The sequence below is a fragment of the Acinetobacter sp. S54 genome, from assembly GCF_016624945.1.
In the GTDB taxonomy this organism is placed as follows: domain Bacteria; phylum Pseudomonadota; class Gammaproteobacteria; order Pseudomonadales; family Moraxellaceae; genus Acinetobacter.
The window spans coordinates 499,657-515,944 of sequence record NZ_JACVUI010000001.1; the positions used below are offsets into that span (position 1 = coordinate 499,657).

At 40.2% G+C, this 16,288-nt stretch carries 19 protein-coding genes; 12 read left to right on the plus strand and 7 right to left on the minus strand.

Translation table 11 applies throughout. The annotated features are described in order from the left end of the window. The first annotated feature begins 43 nt into the window (after window positions 1-43). The 7 genes from IAE20_RS02200 to IAE20_RS02230 all read left to right on the plus strand — a co-directional run bounded on the left by IAE20_RS02200 (window position 44) and on the right by IAE20_RS02230 (window position 6,036). Window positions 44-799, plus strand: a complete 756-nt coding sequence (locus IAE20_RS02200; protein WP_200481528.1) for a hypothetical protein — start codon at window positions 44-46, stop codon at window positions 797-799. Window positions 800-1,016: 217 nt separating this feature from the next. Then, on the plus strand, window positions 1,017-1,943 hold the full coding sequence (locus tag IAE20_RS02205) for a sensor domain-containing diguanylate cyclase (RefSeq protein WP_200459286.1): 927 nt from the start codon (window positions 1,017-1,019) through the stop codon (window positions 1,941-1,943). Between the two features lie 147 nt (window positions 1,944-2,090). Next, on the plus strand, window positions 2,091-2,663 hold the full coding sequence (locus IAE20_RS02210) for an HdeD family acid-resistance protein (protein WP_200459287.1): 573 nt from the start codon (window positions 2,091-2,093) through the stop codon (window positions 2,661-2,663). Between the two features lie 89 nt (window positions 2,664-2,752). Then, window positions 2,753-4,723 (plus strand): ATP-dependent helicase, encoded by a 1,971-nt coding sequence (locus IAE20_RS02215; protein WP_200481527.1) that lies wholly within the window; start codon window positions 2,753-2,755, stop codon window positions 4,721-4,723. 58 nt (window positions 4,724-4,781) lie between these two features. Beyond that, window positions 4,782-5,021 (plus strand): RNA recognition motif domain-containing protein, encoded by a 240-nt coding sequence (locus tag IAE20_RS02220; protein ID WP_200459289.1) that lies wholly within the window; start codon window positions 4,782-4,784, stop codon window positions 5,019-5,021. A gap of 122 nt (window positions 5,022-5,143) precedes the next feature. After that, on the plus strand, window positions 5,144-5,647 hold the full coding sequence (locus IAE20_RS02225) for a DUF6586 family protein (protein ID WP_200459290.1): 504 nt from the start codon (window positions 5,144-5,146) through the stop codon (window positions 5,645-5,647). Between the two features lie 110 nt (window positions 5,648-5,757). Next, window positions 5,758-6,036, plus strand: a complete 279-nt coding sequence (locus tag IAE20_RS02230) for a hypothetical protein (RefSeq protein WP_200459291.1) — start codon at window positions 5,758-5,760, stop codon at window positions 6,034-6,036. 49 nt (window positions 6,037-6,085) lie between these two features. Here IAE20_RS02230 and IAE20_RS02235 read toward each other — a convergent pair whose 3' ends face one another. The 4 genes from IAE20_RS02235 to IAE20_RS02250 form a co-directional block, all read right to left on the minus strand. Next, window positions 6,086-7,807, minus strand: a complete 1,722-nt coding sequence (locus tag IAE20_RS02235) for a cation:proton antiporter (protein ID WP_200481526.1) — start codon at window positions 7,805-7,807, stop codon at window positions 6,086-6,088. A 142-nt stretch (window positions 7,808-7,949) separates the two neighbouring features. Continuing rightward, entirely contained in the window at window positions 7,950-8,105 is a 156-nt protein-coding gene (gene rpmG / locus IAE20_RS02240; RefSeq protein WP_001205031.1) for a 50S ribosomal protein L33, read from the minus strand. A gap of 12 nt (window positions 8,106-8,117) precedes the next feature. Next, on the minus strand, window positions 8,118-8,354 hold the full coding sequence (rpmB, locus tag IAE20_RS02245; RefSeq protein ID WP_000048256.1) for a 50S ribosomal protein L28: 237 nt from the start codon (window positions 8,352-8,354) through the stop codon (window positions 8,118-8,120). Between the two features lie 166 nt (window positions 8,355-8,520). After that, window positions 8,521-9,969 (minus strand): coniferyl aldehyde dehydrogenase, encoded by a 1,449-nt coding sequence (locus tag IAE20_RS02250; protein WP_200481525.1) that lies wholly within the window; start codon window positions 9,967-9,969, stop codon window positions 8,521-8,523. 122 nt (window positions 9,970-10,091) lie between these two features. On the opposite strand from IAE20_RS02250, the gene IAE20_RS02255 reads away from it, so the two are divergent. From IAE20_RS02255 to IAE20_RS02275, 5 genes are all read left to right on the plus strand, one after another. Further along, window positions 10,092-10,781 (plus strand): TetR/AcrR family transcriptional regulator, encoded by a 690-nt coding sequence (locus tag IAE20_RS02255; RefSeq protein ID WP_200459294.1) that lies wholly within the window; start codon window positions 10,092-10,094, stop codon window positions 10,779-10,781. Window positions 10,782-10,899: 118 nt separating this feature from the next. Beyond that, complete coding sequence (gene purU, locus IAE20_RS02260) at window positions 10,900-11,766, plus strand: formyltetrahydrofolate deformylase (RefSeq protein ID WP_200459295.1); 867 nt, start codon at window positions 10,900-10,902, stop codon at window positions 11,764-11,766. 318 nt (window positions 11,767-12,084) lie between these two features. Beyond that, entirely contained in the window at window positions 12,085-12,864 is a 780-nt protein-coding gene (locus tag IAE20_RS02265; protein ID WP_200481524.1) for an energy transducer TonB, read from the plus strand. Between the two features lie 19 nt (window positions 12,865-12,883). Next, on the plus strand, window positions 12,884-13,507 hold the full coding sequence (locus IAE20_RS02270) for a MotA/TolQ/ExbB proton channel family protein (protein WP_200481523.1): 624 nt from the start codon (window positions 12,884-12,886) through the stop codon (window positions 13,505-13,507). Further along, window positions 13,507-13,911: an ExbD/TolR family protein gene (locus tag IAE20_RS02275; protein ID WP_200459298.1), complete on the plus strand. Its 405-nt coding sequence runs from the start codon at window positions 13,507-13,509 to the stop codon at window positions 13,909-13,911. Before IAE20_RS02270 ends, IAE20_RS02275 begins: the two co-directional genes overlap by 1 nt. Before the next feature lie 67 nt (window positions 13,912-13,978). Here the strand turns inward: IAE20_RS02275 and msrA are convergent, their stop codons facing one another. The 3 genes from msrA to IAE20_RS02290 form a co-directional block, all read right to left on the minus strand. Continuing rightward, window positions 13,979-14,503, minus strand: coding sequence for a peptide-methionine (S)-S-oxide reductase MsrA (gene msrA, locus IAE20_RS02280; RefSeq protein WP_200481522.1), 525 nt, complete (start codon window positions 14,501-14,503; stop codon window positions 13,979-13,981). 93 nt (window positions 14,504-14,596) lie between these two features. Next, a complete protein-coding gene (locus IAE20_RS02285; protein WP_227610810.1) occupies window positions 14,597-15,010 on the minus strand; it encodes an META domain-containing protein in 414 nt (137 codons plus the stop codon). A 197-nt stretch (window positions 15,011-15,207) separates the two neighbouring features. Further along, window positions 15,208-16,272 (minus strand): DUF4105 domain-containing protein, encoded by a 1,065-nt coding sequence (locus IAE20_RS02290; protein ID WP_200481520.1) that lies wholly within the window; start codon window positions 16,270-16,272, stop codon window positions 15,208-15,210. Window positions 16,273-16,288: the final 16 nt, after the last annotated feature.

Genomic DNA, 16,288 nt, shown 5'->3' on the forward strand with positions numbered 1-16,288 from the left:
TCGCATTTTTCATTCTATGGCAACTATCGAGAGGAACGGCAAAATGTGGAAAAAGATTCGTATCTCTATCTTATTGCTGATTCTATTGGTGGTACTTGTCAACAATTGGCGTGACCAAAATCAAAACTGGAATCGACCTATTGTGGTGCTGTTACATCCGATTAATGCAGATGGCCAACTCTCCACAGGGCAGTATATTCAACATTTACAACCTTCACAGTTTGAGGAAGTAAAAACATATTTAGAACAACAGTCTGCGGCTTATAGGCAACCGATAGCGGTCATTATCAAACTTGGACGGTCGTTAGATAAACAACCCCCCAAAGTCCCTACTGATCCTTCCATTTTAAAAGTCATGTGGTGGAGTCTTAAATTTCGGTTTTATGCCTGGCAACAGAGTCAATCAGAAGATCATTCAGCGTCTGTGACTTTATATTTAAATTATTATGATCCTCACTATGTAAATGAGCTTAAACATTCCACTGCTTTAGAAAAGGGTCGAATTGGATCGGTAAATTTATTTGCCTCAAACAAGCAAAATTCACAGAATAATATTGTGCTGACGCATGAATTATTGCATGCTTTTGGTGCTACAGATAAATATGACTTACACACAGGTCAGCCGCTCTATCCGATTGGTTATGCCAGTCCTGAGCAACAACCCCGTTATCCACAAAAACAGGCGGAATTGATGGCAGGGAAAATTCCTGTTTCAGATCATGAAAATAAAATGCCAGAATACTTAAACCAAACCATAATAAATACCTTAACCGCGCAGGAAATAGGTTGGGCAAAATAAATTAAAGTCTTCGCTGAATTAAAAGATTAAAAACATTATTTTTCATTTTATTTGTATATAAATTGATGTTTTTAAATAGATATTGACTTTTTCGAGTGAAGACTGCTAATTTAAACATATAAGTTAAACGTGATTTAAATCACATTTAAAAACAATATAAACCTCCATACGACTTCATCAATTATTCATAGTATTAAAACAGACATCGGGGGCAGATATGATCGATTGTCAAGATTATCAATTTTATAAAACGCTACTGGAATCTACACGCGCTATTCCGTGGAAAATTGACTGGCGAACCAAAGAGTTTAGTTATATTGGCCCTCAAATTGAATCAGTGTTGGGATGGCCACAGGAAAGTTGGAAAACAGCACAAGACTGGATTGATCGTATTCATGAAGAAGACCGCGAAAAAACGGTGTCTTATTGTGTAAATTTATCCAATTTAGGTACTGACCATGAGGCTGATTATCGGGCCTTACGACCAAATGGTGATTACATCTGGATTCGTGATGTGGTCTATGCACAAATAGAACAAGGAGAAACGGTCGCCATTACAGGTTTTATGTTCGATATTTCAGAACGCAAAAAACTGGAATTAGAGTTGGAATCACTTAATCAAAAAAATCAGGAATTATTATTACTGGATTCATTGACAGGTGTTGCAAATCATAAAGCTTTGAGTGAACGCATTGAATATGAATTTAATCGCTCATTGCGTTATCAACGTCCCTTATCAGTATTGTTTATCGATGTCGATTTTTTTAAAGATTACAATGATCGCTATGGCCATTTGCAGGGAGATGTATGTTTGATGACCATTGCTGCGCAGTTGAGAGATATGTTCAGCCGTGCCTCTGATTTTGTAGCACGTTTTGGCGGAGAAGAATTTGTGGTGCTTTTGCCTGAAACCGGTTTACAGGATGCTATTCAAATGGCAGAAAAATGTCGCTGTCTGATTTTTGAACTCAATATTCCAAGTAAAGCAGAAAATATTTTCTCCAAAGTGACGGTGAGTATTGGCGTCAACACACTGGATACGGGGCAGTCTTATTTGGATGCAATGACATTTTTAAAATCGGCAGATGAATTACTGTATGTTGCGAAATCTCAGGGTCGTAATCAGGTTCAGTATCTGCATTAAACCCTGATCGAAAGCACATGTTGGAGTGTCTGTGGATAAGTTCAGCCATATCCACAAAATAAAAGGTTATTCGGACGCAGTTTTTATACAGACATATGCACATAATCTGCTCAATATAAACCAGTGTTCATTATAACGAGACTAATTATGAAAACAGTGGGCAATGACTTAATAAGAAATGAGCTACATCAACAGCGAAAATGGTATCTGTTATTTGGCATTTTATTGGTCATTTTTGGCATTATTTTGCTGGGTTCTCTCTCTATCGCCACCTATTCAGTGATTTTAGTTTTTGGTGCCTTGATGATGGTGGGAGGCGTATTGCATCTTATTGCTGCTTTTAAATTTTTTGAGGGAGGCAGTCGCTGGCTATGGGCGTTGTTTGGGATACTCTATTTATTGGCAGGCTATTATGCATTTAAAACTCCGATTACTACGGCGATCGTGCTGACCAATCTTTTGGCCATTTTTCTGGTTATTGCAGGCATTTTTCGTACTGTAAATGCCTTTATTTTAAAGCCGATTCCGGGCTGGGGCTGGACATTATTTTCAGGAATTCTGACTTTTATCACGGGTATACTAATTTTGATGTCTCCCGATGCGCCATTTTGGGTGCTTGGTTTATTTTTGGCAGTGGATATCCTATTTCAGGGGGTGAATTATTTGACTCTAGCCTCTGCTATCAAGCATTTACCAAATAGTTCCTCAACGGCATCTTAAATTTTATCAGAACAAGGTAAAATTCAGATTTAACTGTAAGGGAATAGACTCTGCTACACTAACGTCTATTCCCTTATATATTTGGCCTTATGAGTTTTGAGCAGTTAATTGGTGAATTAAACCCACAGCAACATCATGCTGCTACGACGGATGCACAGCATTGTCTGGTATTGGCAGGCGCTGGCTGTGGTAAAACTAAAACCATCGTTGCACGTGCTGCTCATTTAATTCATACAGGGACTTTAGCTGATCAGATTCAGATTTTGACATTTACGCGTCGTGCTGCCAGTGAAATCGTGACTCGGGTTGAGCAACATTTGGGAGCCCCTGCAAAAGGTTTGCGCGCTTCAACATTTCACACTTTCTGCATGTATTTATTGCGTCGCAATCCTCAAGCCTTTGGTCTTGGACAGTTCACGATTATTGATCGGGATGATCAAATGTTGATGTTCCGATTATTGCGCGGTAAAGATAAAGACAATGTTTTGCCCAAAGCTGCCCAGCTTTGTGATGTGTATTCTTATGCGCGTAATACGCAGTCAAAATTATCCGATGCCTTGATCAAACAATTGCCCGATGCAATGCAATATAAAGCTCAGATTGCTGAACTTATGCAAACCTATGAAGCTCGGAAACAGGAACGCCATTTTCTGGATTATGACGATATTTTGGCCATTGTTGCTGTCAATTTGCAAAATTCGCCTGAGCTGGTGCATTGGGTGACTAAATTTTGTAAAGTGCTTTTGGTGGATGAAATGCAGGATACAAACCCACTGCAATGGGCAATTTTGCAGCCTTTAATTGAGCATGTTAGCCTGTTCTGTGTCGGAGATGATGCCCAATCAATTTATGGATTTCGGGGCGCCGATTTTGAGAATATTCATCATTTCAAGGAACGAATTCCAGATGCCAAAGTGCTGACTCTTGAAGAGAATTATCGTTCTACACAGGAAATTCTGGATATTTCTAACTGGCTTTTGGCCCATAGTCCTATTCAATATAATAAGCAGCTTAAAGCTCATCGGGGACAAGGTTTAAAACCTCAATTGCATATTTTTAATAATGAATTTGAAGAAGCCAATTGGATTGCTCAGGATTTGATGGCACGTCAGCAACAGGGGGCGAACTGGAGTGAGCACATGCTATTGGTTCGCTCTGGATTTTCGGCACGTTATCTAGAGGGTGCTTTTATCTCAAGCAATATTCCCTATCGTTTTATTGGGGGGGTGAAGTTACTCGAATCTGCCCATGTGAAAGATGTACTGAGTATGTTGCGAGTGGTCATTAACCCACAGGATGATATTGCATGGATGCGATTCTTAACTCTCTGGAATGGAGTGGGCGATGTAGGCGCAAGTAAACTGGCACACGAGTTGATTGCTTTACCAGATATCGAGGCGCGTTGTGAACGTCTCGAGCGCCACGGTAAAGTAGCAACCCAAGCGATTTTAATTTTAAAACAGCTTGATGTATTGCAGCAGCATGTTGAAGCTTCAATTGCTTTAGCACTAGAAGCTTTGTCGGAACAATTAGAGCAAAATTATAAAACACAGGACTGGTCACGACGGGTCAAGGATTTTGATCTGGTCAAGCAATTGGGTCGTAAACATGGTGCATTATCCGAGTTTTTAGAAGAGTATGTGCTTGAACCAATTTCTGTTTCGGAAATTGAGCGATCAGGTGATCAGGATCTAGTCACGCTAATCACGATTCACTCTGCCAAAGGTGCTGAACAAAAAGTTTGTTATGTGCCACATGTTTCCCCTAATTCTTATCCACACGCCCGCGCGCAGGGCGATTTTGATGAAGTAGAAGAGGAGCGACGTGTACTCTATGTTGCATTGACTCGTGCTGAAAATGAGTTGATTATCACCAAGCAAAATTACAATACTTGGGCGCAGGATCAATATGATGAACAGGGCCGTAAAATCGAAAGCTATTTTCTCAATGATTTGCCGCAAGCATTAGTAGAGACAGAAATTCATCAAATGGTGCCCAGATTTCCACAAAAAACACAAGTTCGACAGAAACGATTTAGTTTTGGAATCGATCTCGATTAAACTGTGTCTGATATTTAAATGTTAAATGCGTATTTCACGCTGTATAAAAGGTTAAATCATGAAAATCCTAGTCCGAAATCTCGAACGTTCCATTACTGAACAGGACTTACTCGAGTTGTTTCAGCCTTTTGGACAGGTGGAGTCCTGTGTATTGGTTATGGATACAGCTACAGGTAAATCCAAGGGCTTTGGCTTCGTAGAAATGCCACATGCACGTGAGGCAATTAAAGCGATCAAAGGTTTAAATACATTTAAAATGAAAGGCTACGGTATTCGGGTGAAAGCGGCTGAAAATTGATTATATTGCAACGATTATTGTTGTTTAAAATGAGGGGGATAAATTTGAAAAAGTTGTTTAGTCACCCCATATCCAGTTAAGCTAATGTCATAGTATTCTTTGAGTTCATTTAAGGAAAAATCATGTCCCGTGTTGCTCGTTATCATGCCGATCGTACTAATCAAAAGTTGTATTTTGCGCGTTTGGCGTGCCAACAGGCGGAGCAAATTGAACATGTACAGCAGGTACAGGCTTATCGGGAAACCGCAGTATTTCATTTGCATGGTGCGGTTCTGGCTTTTTTACAGGAATTGGTACGTTATTACCGCTTAACAGATCTGCAACCGACACTTAAATCGATTGAAGATAAAATGGCTGAGAAAGGGCAAGTTTCACCTGAGGTGATTGTTTTACAACAATTAGCTAAAGATGGTTTTATTGCTGAACTTAAACGTGCCTATCGTATGTGTCAATATGCACCAGAACCTACTGAGCCAACGCCTGAAGAAGAAACGTCTTCTCATCTTATTATTAAGGTTACACAAGGCCCCCAGTCGTGGTTACCCGATGTCAAGATCCTACGTGAATGGCATCGTGAATTAAGCCATTTGATTGATGGCTTTCGTAACGAAATGGTCGAATTTTAACTCCAATTCCTATAGAGAACTTGAAATCTGCTACAAGAGTTCCTATATATAAATCTCATACAGTGCAAAGTGCAGTTGCTCTTTGCCACCATGTTGAACATGGAGGATTTATGTCTATTCAACAGTTGAAAGAATTATTTGGTAGCCAGGAAGCCATTCTGGAACTGGTTCAACTTGAAGGTGGTGAGTTGGCACTGCGAAATGCTGATTCAGAACAAGAACCTTTGGTAAAAATCCAGTTTAATGATGAAGTCAAAGCACTTCTTGGAGATCAAACCCCAATGGTCGCCCAACATATGATTCAAGCTGCATTATTTGGTTTGCTGGAAAAGCAGATGAATCAATGGCAGGCTGAAGTGTTAGATGAGCAACCACAACATCTAAGCTAAAAAAAGCGTACCCTGAGTACGCTTTTTTTATTGTTTTCTTGATTAGATTTTAATGGCCATTTGTTATTGGATGATGCGCCACTTCAATCTGATGCAAAATATGTTGACTCATATTCTTCGCCATTTCCTCTTTAGCATAAAACACTAAACCGACATTATCCTGACGAATGACTTCAGCTTCTTCATGACTTTCAGCACAGCAAAGTACTTCGATGCGTGGATTAAGCTGTTTGGCAATATCAACAATACGATGAATATCAATAATATCCATCGGTGACAACACCAATAACCGCGCATGCATGATATGTGCCTGAATCAGTACACTTGGCTCGGTGGCTTCACCACTAACAGCTGGAATGCCTTTCTTACGCAGATTTTCGACAATCTCACGATTTTCTTCTGCAATAACCACACGGATATCTTGTTCCATCAAGGTCTTGGCAATTCGTCGTCCAACCTCACCATAACCCACCATGACCACTTGATCACGTAAGTAGTCTTGGTCGACTTCATCTGGCAACATTGCCAATGGATCACCACTACGTTCCAGCAAACGTGCTAAATGTGAACGTTCACGGATCCAACGCTGAAGAGGTTCAATTGCTGAAAAGACAAATGAATTGAGGGTAATGGAAAATAACGCACCTGCTAAAATTAGATTTTGTGCATCTAAGGTCAATAGTCCTAGGGACACACCTAGTGTTGCTAAGATAAAAGAAAACTCGCCAATTTGTGCCAAACTGGCACCTACAGTGAGAACCGTATTAATGGGATAACGGAAGAATAAAACTAGTGCCATGGCAGCCAAGGTTTTTCCGATCATAATAATCGCGATCACTGCCAAAATATGTAAAGGCTGCTCAACCAGAATACGCGGGTCAAATAGCATGCCGACTGAAACGAAAAACAAAATCGAAAAAATTTCACGTAACGGCAGAGTTTCTTCTTCTGCACGATGGCTAAAGTCCGATTCCTTCACGACCATGCCTGCAAAGAAAGCACCTAGTGCCATGGAAACACCAAAAATGGCATATGAACCATAGGCAATTGAAACAGCAGCAGCAACGACAGTAAGAGTAAATAATTCACGTGATCCTAGACGTGCTACGAATTGCATGATCATTGGTACAAGACGTTTACCAATAATCAGCATAAAGGCAATAAAACCCGCAACCTTTAGTAGGGTAATGCCTAAGGTAATCCAGATATTATGATCAGTTGTGGTATGTGCTAATGCTTTTCCACCAAGTAATACTGCGGTAGCAGGAAGCAAAACCAGCACCAATACCATGACCAGATCTTCGACCAACAACCAGCCTACTGCAATTTTACCATTGACTGAATCTAATAAACCACGATCACCTAAAGCTTTGAGTAAGACCACAGTACTGGCACAGGAAAGGCTTAAACCAAAGACCAGTGCTGAACCGAAACTCCAGCCCCACCACATTGAAACTCCAACTCCAAGCAAGGTCGCCACAGCGATCTGTAAAATTGCACCTGGCAGGGCAATGCGGCGTACTTGAAGTAAATCACTCAGGGAAAAATGCATTCCCACGCCAAACATCAGGAACATGACACCAAGTTCAGCAAGCTGATTGGCCAATTGCATATCTGCAACTACACCCGGTGTATTGGGGCTAATAATAATGCCCGCAATAAGATAACCGATTAGCGGAGGTAGGCGTAGACGTGCGGCAATATAGCCAAATATGAGGGCTATACCGAACCCAACTGCCAGTAAAATAATCAAATCTACGTCATGTGGCACTCAACACTCCTTTAAGTGATTGGGTTTAATCGTTAAGCATAAAAAATGCCAATATTAAAATTATGAAAAGTTTAACAAGCTGAGTAAAAAAAATGCAAAAAAAAACGACTTCAACTGAAGCCGTTTTTTTAAGAATCTAAAATTATTTGATTTTAGCTTCTTTGAAAATGACGTGTTGACGGATTTTTGGATCAAATTTTTTGATTTCCATTTTTTCCGGCATAGTACGTTTGTTCTTCGTGGTAGTGTAGAAATAACCAGTACCAGCAGAAGAAACTAGGCGAATCTTGTCACGCATTGCAAGGACTCCTTAGATCTTTTGACCTTGAGCACGAAGATCAGCAACAACCTTTTCAATGCCCAATTTGTCGATAATACGCATACCTTTAGTGGTTAAACGAAGACGTACAAAACGTTTTTCGCTTTCTAACCAAAAACGGTGGTGATGCAGGTTCGGCTCGAACCGGCGCTTGGTTTTGTTGTTGGCGTGTGAGACGTTGTTACCAACGACTGGACGCTTGCCGGTAACTTGGCAAACCTTAGACATGGTGGAACTCCATTGATTTAGCCAACAGCAAATCTGTGGCCAGTCATACAAATAAACGGATTGAATTTATTCAAGGGGCGTTTTATACCAAAAATACGATTAAAAGACAAGCGAATTTGGTAAAAACACGGCATGATTCGGTGTGATAGATCATGCCTTGATCACCCTAGCGTAGAAGTGTTTTATAAAGCAATCGATGAATCGGCTTATTAAATGGTGGCAGGATGTATTTTAAGCTATATAGCTTAGGATTTGACATCATGGAACGTTCATGCGATAGATTGAAAAAACCTTCAGGCCCGTGATATTTACCCATTCCTGAAGCACCAACGCCCCCAAATGGAAGGTCATCCTGTGCAACATGGGTTAATACAGTATTTTGACCAAAATGTCCCGAATGTGTGCGTTCAGCAAGATACTCGGCACGTGCTTGATCAAAGTCGAAGTAGTATAACGCAAGTGGACGTGGACGGCGATTAATAAACTCAATGACATCTTCAATTTGATCATATTCAAAGATTGGAAGAATTGGACCGAAGATCTCATTCTTCATAATTTCCATTTCTGTGGTCACACCTGTTAGTAATGTCGGTGCAATTTTACGGATATCATCCAACTGTTCTTGAGCTGGATTGAGTTCAATAATACGGGCGCCTTGTGAGCGGGCATCTTCTAAATAACCTTGTAAACGATTGTATTGTTTATCATTGATAATAGAGGTGTAATCTTGATTATCACGGAAAGCTGGATACATACCTTTCACAATGATTTTAAAGTTTTCAATAAACTCAGCAGTACGACCTTTAGGTAAGAATAAATAATCCGGGGCTACACAAGTTTGACCTGCATTCCAAAGCTTACCTACCGCTAAGCGCTGTGCAGCATCTTTCATATCAATAGACGGATGTACAACCGCAGGGGATTTACCACCGAGCTCTAAGATGACAGGAACCAAATTTTCAGCCGCAGCAGCCATTACGGTTTTACCGACGTTGGTTGAGCCAGTAAAAATCATTTTGTCGAAAGGTAAATGACTAAATGCATCTGAAATCGCACCACCGCCATTTACAACAGTCACGAGTTCTTGTGGGAAGGCTTCTGAAAGGGCATTTTCTAGCACTTGACCAAAGTATGCCGAAGCGCTTGAAATTTTGATCATGGCATGATTGCCAGCAGCCAGCGCACAAATCAGTGGCCCAACAGATAGTAACAATGGATAGTTCCACGGTGTAATAATTCCCACCACGCCCAATGGCTGATATTGAACCCAAGCTTTGGCGGGTTGATGAATCAAACTGACATGACGCTTGGATGGCTTCATCCATTCGGTTAAATGCTTGCTATAATAACCAATCTGTTCAATACAGGTGAGCAACTCGCCAATTTTGGTTTCACCGATAGAACGGTTACCATAATCACGATTAATTGCATCTGCAATTTGATCCTGATATTTGACTAAAACACGTTTAAGCCGAGCTAAACGATCAATACGATCTTTTGCGGTTGGCACAGGGTAGCGTTGATATGCTAACTTTTGATGTTCCAGTAAGTCCTTTAACTGTTGGGTATCGAATGAATGAGGAGTCATCGACATTGTTTTTGTTTGACTGTTCATGACACGCTTCCATAACTAAAATTTGCTCTATATGATATTTTTTAGAGTAAATACTCTAAATAGTCAAGCTGGTTTATGTGTCAGCGTTTTAACTCTTTGAATTTACATACGGTTATTAAATAATGTCTCTCAGTAAAACAGTCAAAACCAAAGATCGTATTTTGCAAATCAGCTTGCAATTGTTTAATGAGCGTGGAGAGCGTTCAGTCACAACGAATCATATTGCGGCTGAACTGGGCATTAGTCCTGGTAATTTGTATTATCACTTTCGCAATAAACAGGAAATTATTAAAGAGCTGGCGGAGCAATACCAACATGAAACACTAGAGATGCTGGCATTACCAGATGACCGTCTAGTCAATGCCAATGATAAAATTCGTTATTTTCAGGTACTCAGTAATCAGCTTTGGGCTTATCGTTTTTTGCATCGCGATGTCTATCATTTAATTGAAAGTAATGATGACTTTAAAAAGATTTACCCTCGTTTTGCCGGGAAGGTGATGCAACAGGGGCAAAAAATTTATCAGGCTTTTGTTGACGCTGGTCTTATGAAAATGACCAATTCAGAAATTGAGGCTTTGGTCATCAACTTATGGATTGTATTAACGAACTGGACTAATTTCCTGTACATGTCTGGGCATATCAGTGATTGCAGTCATCTTGAAGAGAAATGGATTTGGCAGGCTTTGCGTCAGATGGTTTTTCTGGAAGGGCCATATTTGATGGGTGAAAGCCGTCAAACTTATGAAAGTTTGTTGGAAAGTTTTGGAAGCTCGGAACTTTTTGCTAGCTTGTCTTCAAAAGTAGAGTGATTTTTAGTCAGTTTGGTTTCTGCGATTGATCCATTTAAGGAAACTATTCTGTCTCTGCGGAAAAAGCGCTAGAATACTTGGCTTGTTTTTAAATTGACCTATAAGTGATATTAATCAAATGAACACGACCACCGCCAATACAGCACGTTTACTCATCACTTGTGAAGACAAGCCGGGCATCGTGCAAGCTGTATCGAGCTTTTTGTATCATCAGGGAGCAAATATTACCGCACTTGATCAATACGCGACAGAAGCTCAGGGTGGGCGCTATTTTATGCGTGTTGAGTTTGAGTTAGAGCATTTACAAAGCCGTAAAGATACTTTGATCCAGACTTTTGCGGCAAATGTTGCTGAACGTTATAACATGCAGTGGCGACTGGCTTTTGTAAATGAACTGAAAAAAGTGGGTATTTTGGTTTCTAAAGTGGATCATGCACTTTTAGAGCTATTATGGCGTCATGCACGTGGCGGCTTGCCGTGTGAGATTACTAAAGTTGTGTCAAATCACGAAGATTTACGTGAAGCCGTTGAAAACTTTGGTATTCCTTTTGAAGTAGTACCTGTTAATAAAGAAAACAAACGTGAAGCCTATGCCAAAATTGACGACCTTATGCAGGGAAATGATTTGTTGGTATTAGCCCGTTATATGCAAATTCTGGATGAGGAATTTGTACGACATTGGGAAATGAAAGTGATTAATATCCATCATTCATTTTTACCCGCTTTTGTGGGGGCCAATCCTTATAAACAAGCCTATGAAAAAGGCGTGAAATTGATTGGGGCAACTGCACATTATGTGACAGCTGATCTGGATCAGGGACCAATCATTGAGCAGGATGTAGAGCGTGTCAACCATGACTTTACGGTCGAACAGTTAAGAGAATTGGGTCAAGATGTGGAACGTAATGTATTGGCCCGGGCTGTAAAATGGCATCTTGAAGATCGTATTATCGTCGATGGGAACAAGACGGTCGTTTTCCAGTAACAGCCGAACCGCAATCGAAAAAAGTATGCCTTAGCGCATGCTTTTTTTTTGCGCGTCTACTGTTATGATATAACATAATTAATGTTTCCGATAATAGAACACTTATTTTAAGGAATTTTCTATATCTAAACTTTGATTTTATCATATTGAAATATATAAAAATTTATTTATATCAGTTACAGATTGATAAAATAATGGTTGCAAATGAAAACACTTCTCATTTATTATTGCGTTACTTTAATTGTTTGAACCGATGAACTAAATCGTTCCGATACATAGTTACGGACATTTGGTTTTCAACAAGGTAATTAGATTCACATGAGTCAATCTCCTGCAATAACTTTGAATTCTACTCCTCCGAATTCTCCTCATCCGATGAAAAAGAAGATCATCACTGCACTTATTGCGGTTGTGGTTGGTCATGTGGGAGTGTTATGGGCGGTAAGTCACATTAAAAGCCCTGAGCTCAGACCTATTGATAAACAACCATTAAACGTTCGTTTCGTAAAAATTCAGGCTCCACCACCTCTTCCACCGAAGCCTAAGGCAGAACCGAAGAAAGAAGAGCCTAAACCTAAAAAAGAGGTAAAAGAGGTTAAGGTTGTAGAAAAAGTTGCACCACCGCCAAAGAAAGTGGAAAAAGTGCAGCAGGTGAAAAAGGCGGAAACACCAAAAGAGGTGGTCAAAGCGGAACCTCAGGTGGATATGAAGCCTTTGACGACCACTACAACCACTGAAAAAGTGGTTGAAAAAGCGAAACCTGCTCCACAACCTGCAGCAGAACCACAACGCGATCCATCTCCTAAAAACGTATCTATCGGTGGTTCAGGTGTGCAGTGGAGTCGTTCTCCACGTCCATCTTATACCAATCGCGATCTACAGGGTGAAACTCGTACTGTCGTGGTGATGATTGAGGCGGATGAGAGTGGCAAGATTACTAATGCACGTGTCACACGTAGTAGTGGCGTTGCTGCATTGGATGACAAGATTTTACGCGCTGTGCGTAGTGCAAAATTCAAACCGTATAAAGAAAATGGTGTGGCTTACCCGATTCGGGCTGAACAACCATTTGAATTAACATTGAATCCTAACGGCTAACATTTTCAGGAGTTCGAGTATGAACTTTTCAGTTTATTGGCAACATGCCGATGCAGTCAGCAAAACACTGTATTTTGTGCTTTTGGTCATGTCGATTGCAACTTGGACGATTTTCATCCTCCGTTTGATGGGAACACGCCAATTAAAACAACAAGCTTATGCTCAACTGTCTAAAGCATTATCCAGCTTAAAAGCAAAGTTTGTACATCTTCCATTTGATCAACGTAAAGCTGTAGCTGAACAAGCTTTGCTTCGTCAGATTTCTGCCGAAAAATCCCATGCTGAAAAAGGCGTTGCAGTATTAGGTACCATTGCATCAATTGCACCTTTTGTGGGTTTATTTGGGACAGTGTGGGGTATTTTCCATGCCTTGGTGGCCGTTGGCAAAAGTGGTCAGGCAGGTCTGGCTCAGGTTGCAACGCCAGTGGGTGAAGCACTGATCATGACAGGTTTGGGTTTGGCTGTTGCTATTCCAGCGGTATTGGCCTACAACATTTGTGTACGCTTTAATCGTGGTTTAGCGCATGATTTACAAGATCAAGCCCATAGCTTATTGATTGACACGATGTTGTTGCAAGACTCTGTAGAAGCAAAAGTAGATGTGAAAGCTACTTCACAAAGTTATGTTGGAGGTCAGGCTTAATGGCTTTTCAATTGGGTGAAGACCACGACAGTGGCATGAATGAGATGAACCTCATTCCGTTAATTGACATTATGTTGGTATTGATGATCATCTTCCTTGTCACAGCGACGGTCGCCAACCCATCAGTGCCATTAACTTTGCCAAAAACAACTGCTGAAATTCAGCCGCCACCCGATAAGCCAATTACGATTAGTATCAATGCTAATGGTGATATTGCTTGGGGTCAGGAAAATATTACACTGGATGAACTTCAGAAACGTTTTCAAGAAGCGGGTCAATCAGCTCAGAAGCCAACTGTACAATTACGTGCAGATAAAGAATCACGTTATGATACAGTGGCTCAAGTGATGTCACGTGCGAGTGAAGCCGGACTCAGTGATATTGCTTTCGTGAGTGAAAACTAAATACTCCGCGATGAGCTAAATAAAAAGCAACTCAAATGAGTTGCTTTTTTTTATATCAAAATTTGGATTAATCTATTTTCACTAAATCCTGAAATTTCCCTCTTAGCTTGGATAATTTAGGTGGAATCGCAAAGTTACAATAACCTTGTGAAGGGTTCTTGGCATAAAAATTTTGATGATAATCTTCTGCTGGATAAAAGGTTGGTACAGGACTGAGCTCAGTAACGATGTTTAAACCTTCCTGTTTTAATTCTGAAATCAACTGTTCGGCTTGCTGTTTCTGGGTTTCGTCATAAGAATAAATGACTGAACGATATTGTGTCCCGACATCATTACCTTGGCGGTTGAGTGTGGTCGGATCATGTGTCGCAAAGAAAACATTAAGCAATTGTATATAACTAACTTGTTGTTCATCAAAGTCAATTAAAATCACTTCTGCATGCTTGGTTTGACCTGTACATACAGCTTCATAGGTGGGGTTGGGAATATCTCCACCAGCGTAACCGCTGACTACCTTGGTTACACCCTGAATCTGTAGGAAGACGGCTTCTGTGCACCAGAAACAACCTCCACCAAATAGTGCCTGTTGCATATGTTTATCCCTCCATTTCATTGCTTAATTTTAACGCTATAGTGTTACCACAATTTATTTATAAGGTTAAAGTTTCTAGTCAGAATAACGCATTTATTGGTCTGTTTTTTTAAATGCGATAAGTGTCTGGCCATTTTGGTCAAATAACACCAGTAATTGTGAGCTGGCACGATAACGAGCAACTTTTTCAAGTGCTTGTTGATATTGTGTTGCAGTCAGGCTATTGGCATCCGTACACATCATTTTTGTGCTGGCTATTTGGCCTAGGCTTAAGTTTTCATCTGTCGTGTTAAAACTGCCCATAATTTGATTGCAGCCATCTGAACCGCTAAACCGTTTAGAAGAAGGATCAAATTGGATTTGAGGCATTTTTTCAGAAGATTGAACCTGAAAACCATTAATCTCAGTGGCTACCCAACGTTGCGTATATAAAAGGTTAGGACTTTCTGGTTGAGATGGCGTAGTGGGTTTCGACTTTGGTTGAGATTGAACAGGCGCTGATGCCATGTTTGCGCAGCCTGTGATAGAAAGACAAGAAATAAGACCTGTTGAAATCATCCACTGCTTTAACATGAAAATAACCCTTAAATAAAACTGATTCAAATTGTTAGATATAAGAGCAAAAAAAAGCAGTGCAGGTGGTGAAAAAGCGTGAAATTGTGTAGTTAATTTTTAGTATAGTCCCACATTATCTTCATAATCTACTAAGGTTGCTGGTTTGGTTGTGGCAGACCTTCGCGGATTACAGCAGAAAAATTGGCGCTGGTTTTATGTTTGAATGTTTCATACTCGGCTGCGCGTTCATTGATATAGGCCATTTGATACCATTCAGGCACAGTATAATGATGGCTCAGCACCTTCAAATCATAGAGATAGTTAGGTAAATAACCTGAGGCAATTAAACGATAATCTTTGGGTAATTCATCTGGATTGATCGCTTGCACCATATCAAAAACCAGCGTTGTACAATTACTCGTCAAAGTGTTATACCAACGCGGTTCTTGTTGAAGTTCATCAACGGTTTTTAAATATTCATTAAACAGGGCTTTTGCCTGAATATTGGGCATTTTAATAGGGAAAAGATAAACTTGTTCTTTACGGACGTTACTGCGCGTATAAATAATATCTTTTTCATCTGCTGCGACTAGACTTAATTCAAACTGTCGGAAAAAACCTCCAATTGCAGAAAAACTTTCATTCTTTTCTTTGCGGATTTCAATAGAAAAAGTCAGAGGTTGCTGATCGCTGAAATTAAAACTCACTAATGTATGTGCAATTTGAGGCCCCATCCAATAGGAGGTCACAATATGTACACCTTCAATTTTATTTAAATCCAGACGACGAGTTTCCCAGCGCGGGGTATAGCTGCCATCAGGTTTCCAGTCAAAATTTCGGATGTTGTGAAGTGTGATCACGTCACCGTCGCGCTCATAGGAAAGGATCTTTTCGACTTCGGGATCCCACTCGCGATTTTGTAGCGGTGTGATATTAAAATACCAGATCAATACGCCAATAAAGCCCACAATATAAATCAGCATATCAATACGCCGACTGATCAAATGCTGGGTGATGTAAATACCTAAAATACTTAAGGCAAAAACGATCCATATACCAATCAACATTCTGCTCATCAGCCATCCAAATGGCTGTTGAATCCAGAGTGCCAGACAAACCCAAAGACTAGAAAAAATCACAAATATTGAAAAAGCGGTCAGAGCAATTCCTTTGCCCAGTGCAGTTAAAAATTCTTTTTTTCCAATATTCTGCATAATTTATTTAATCGAT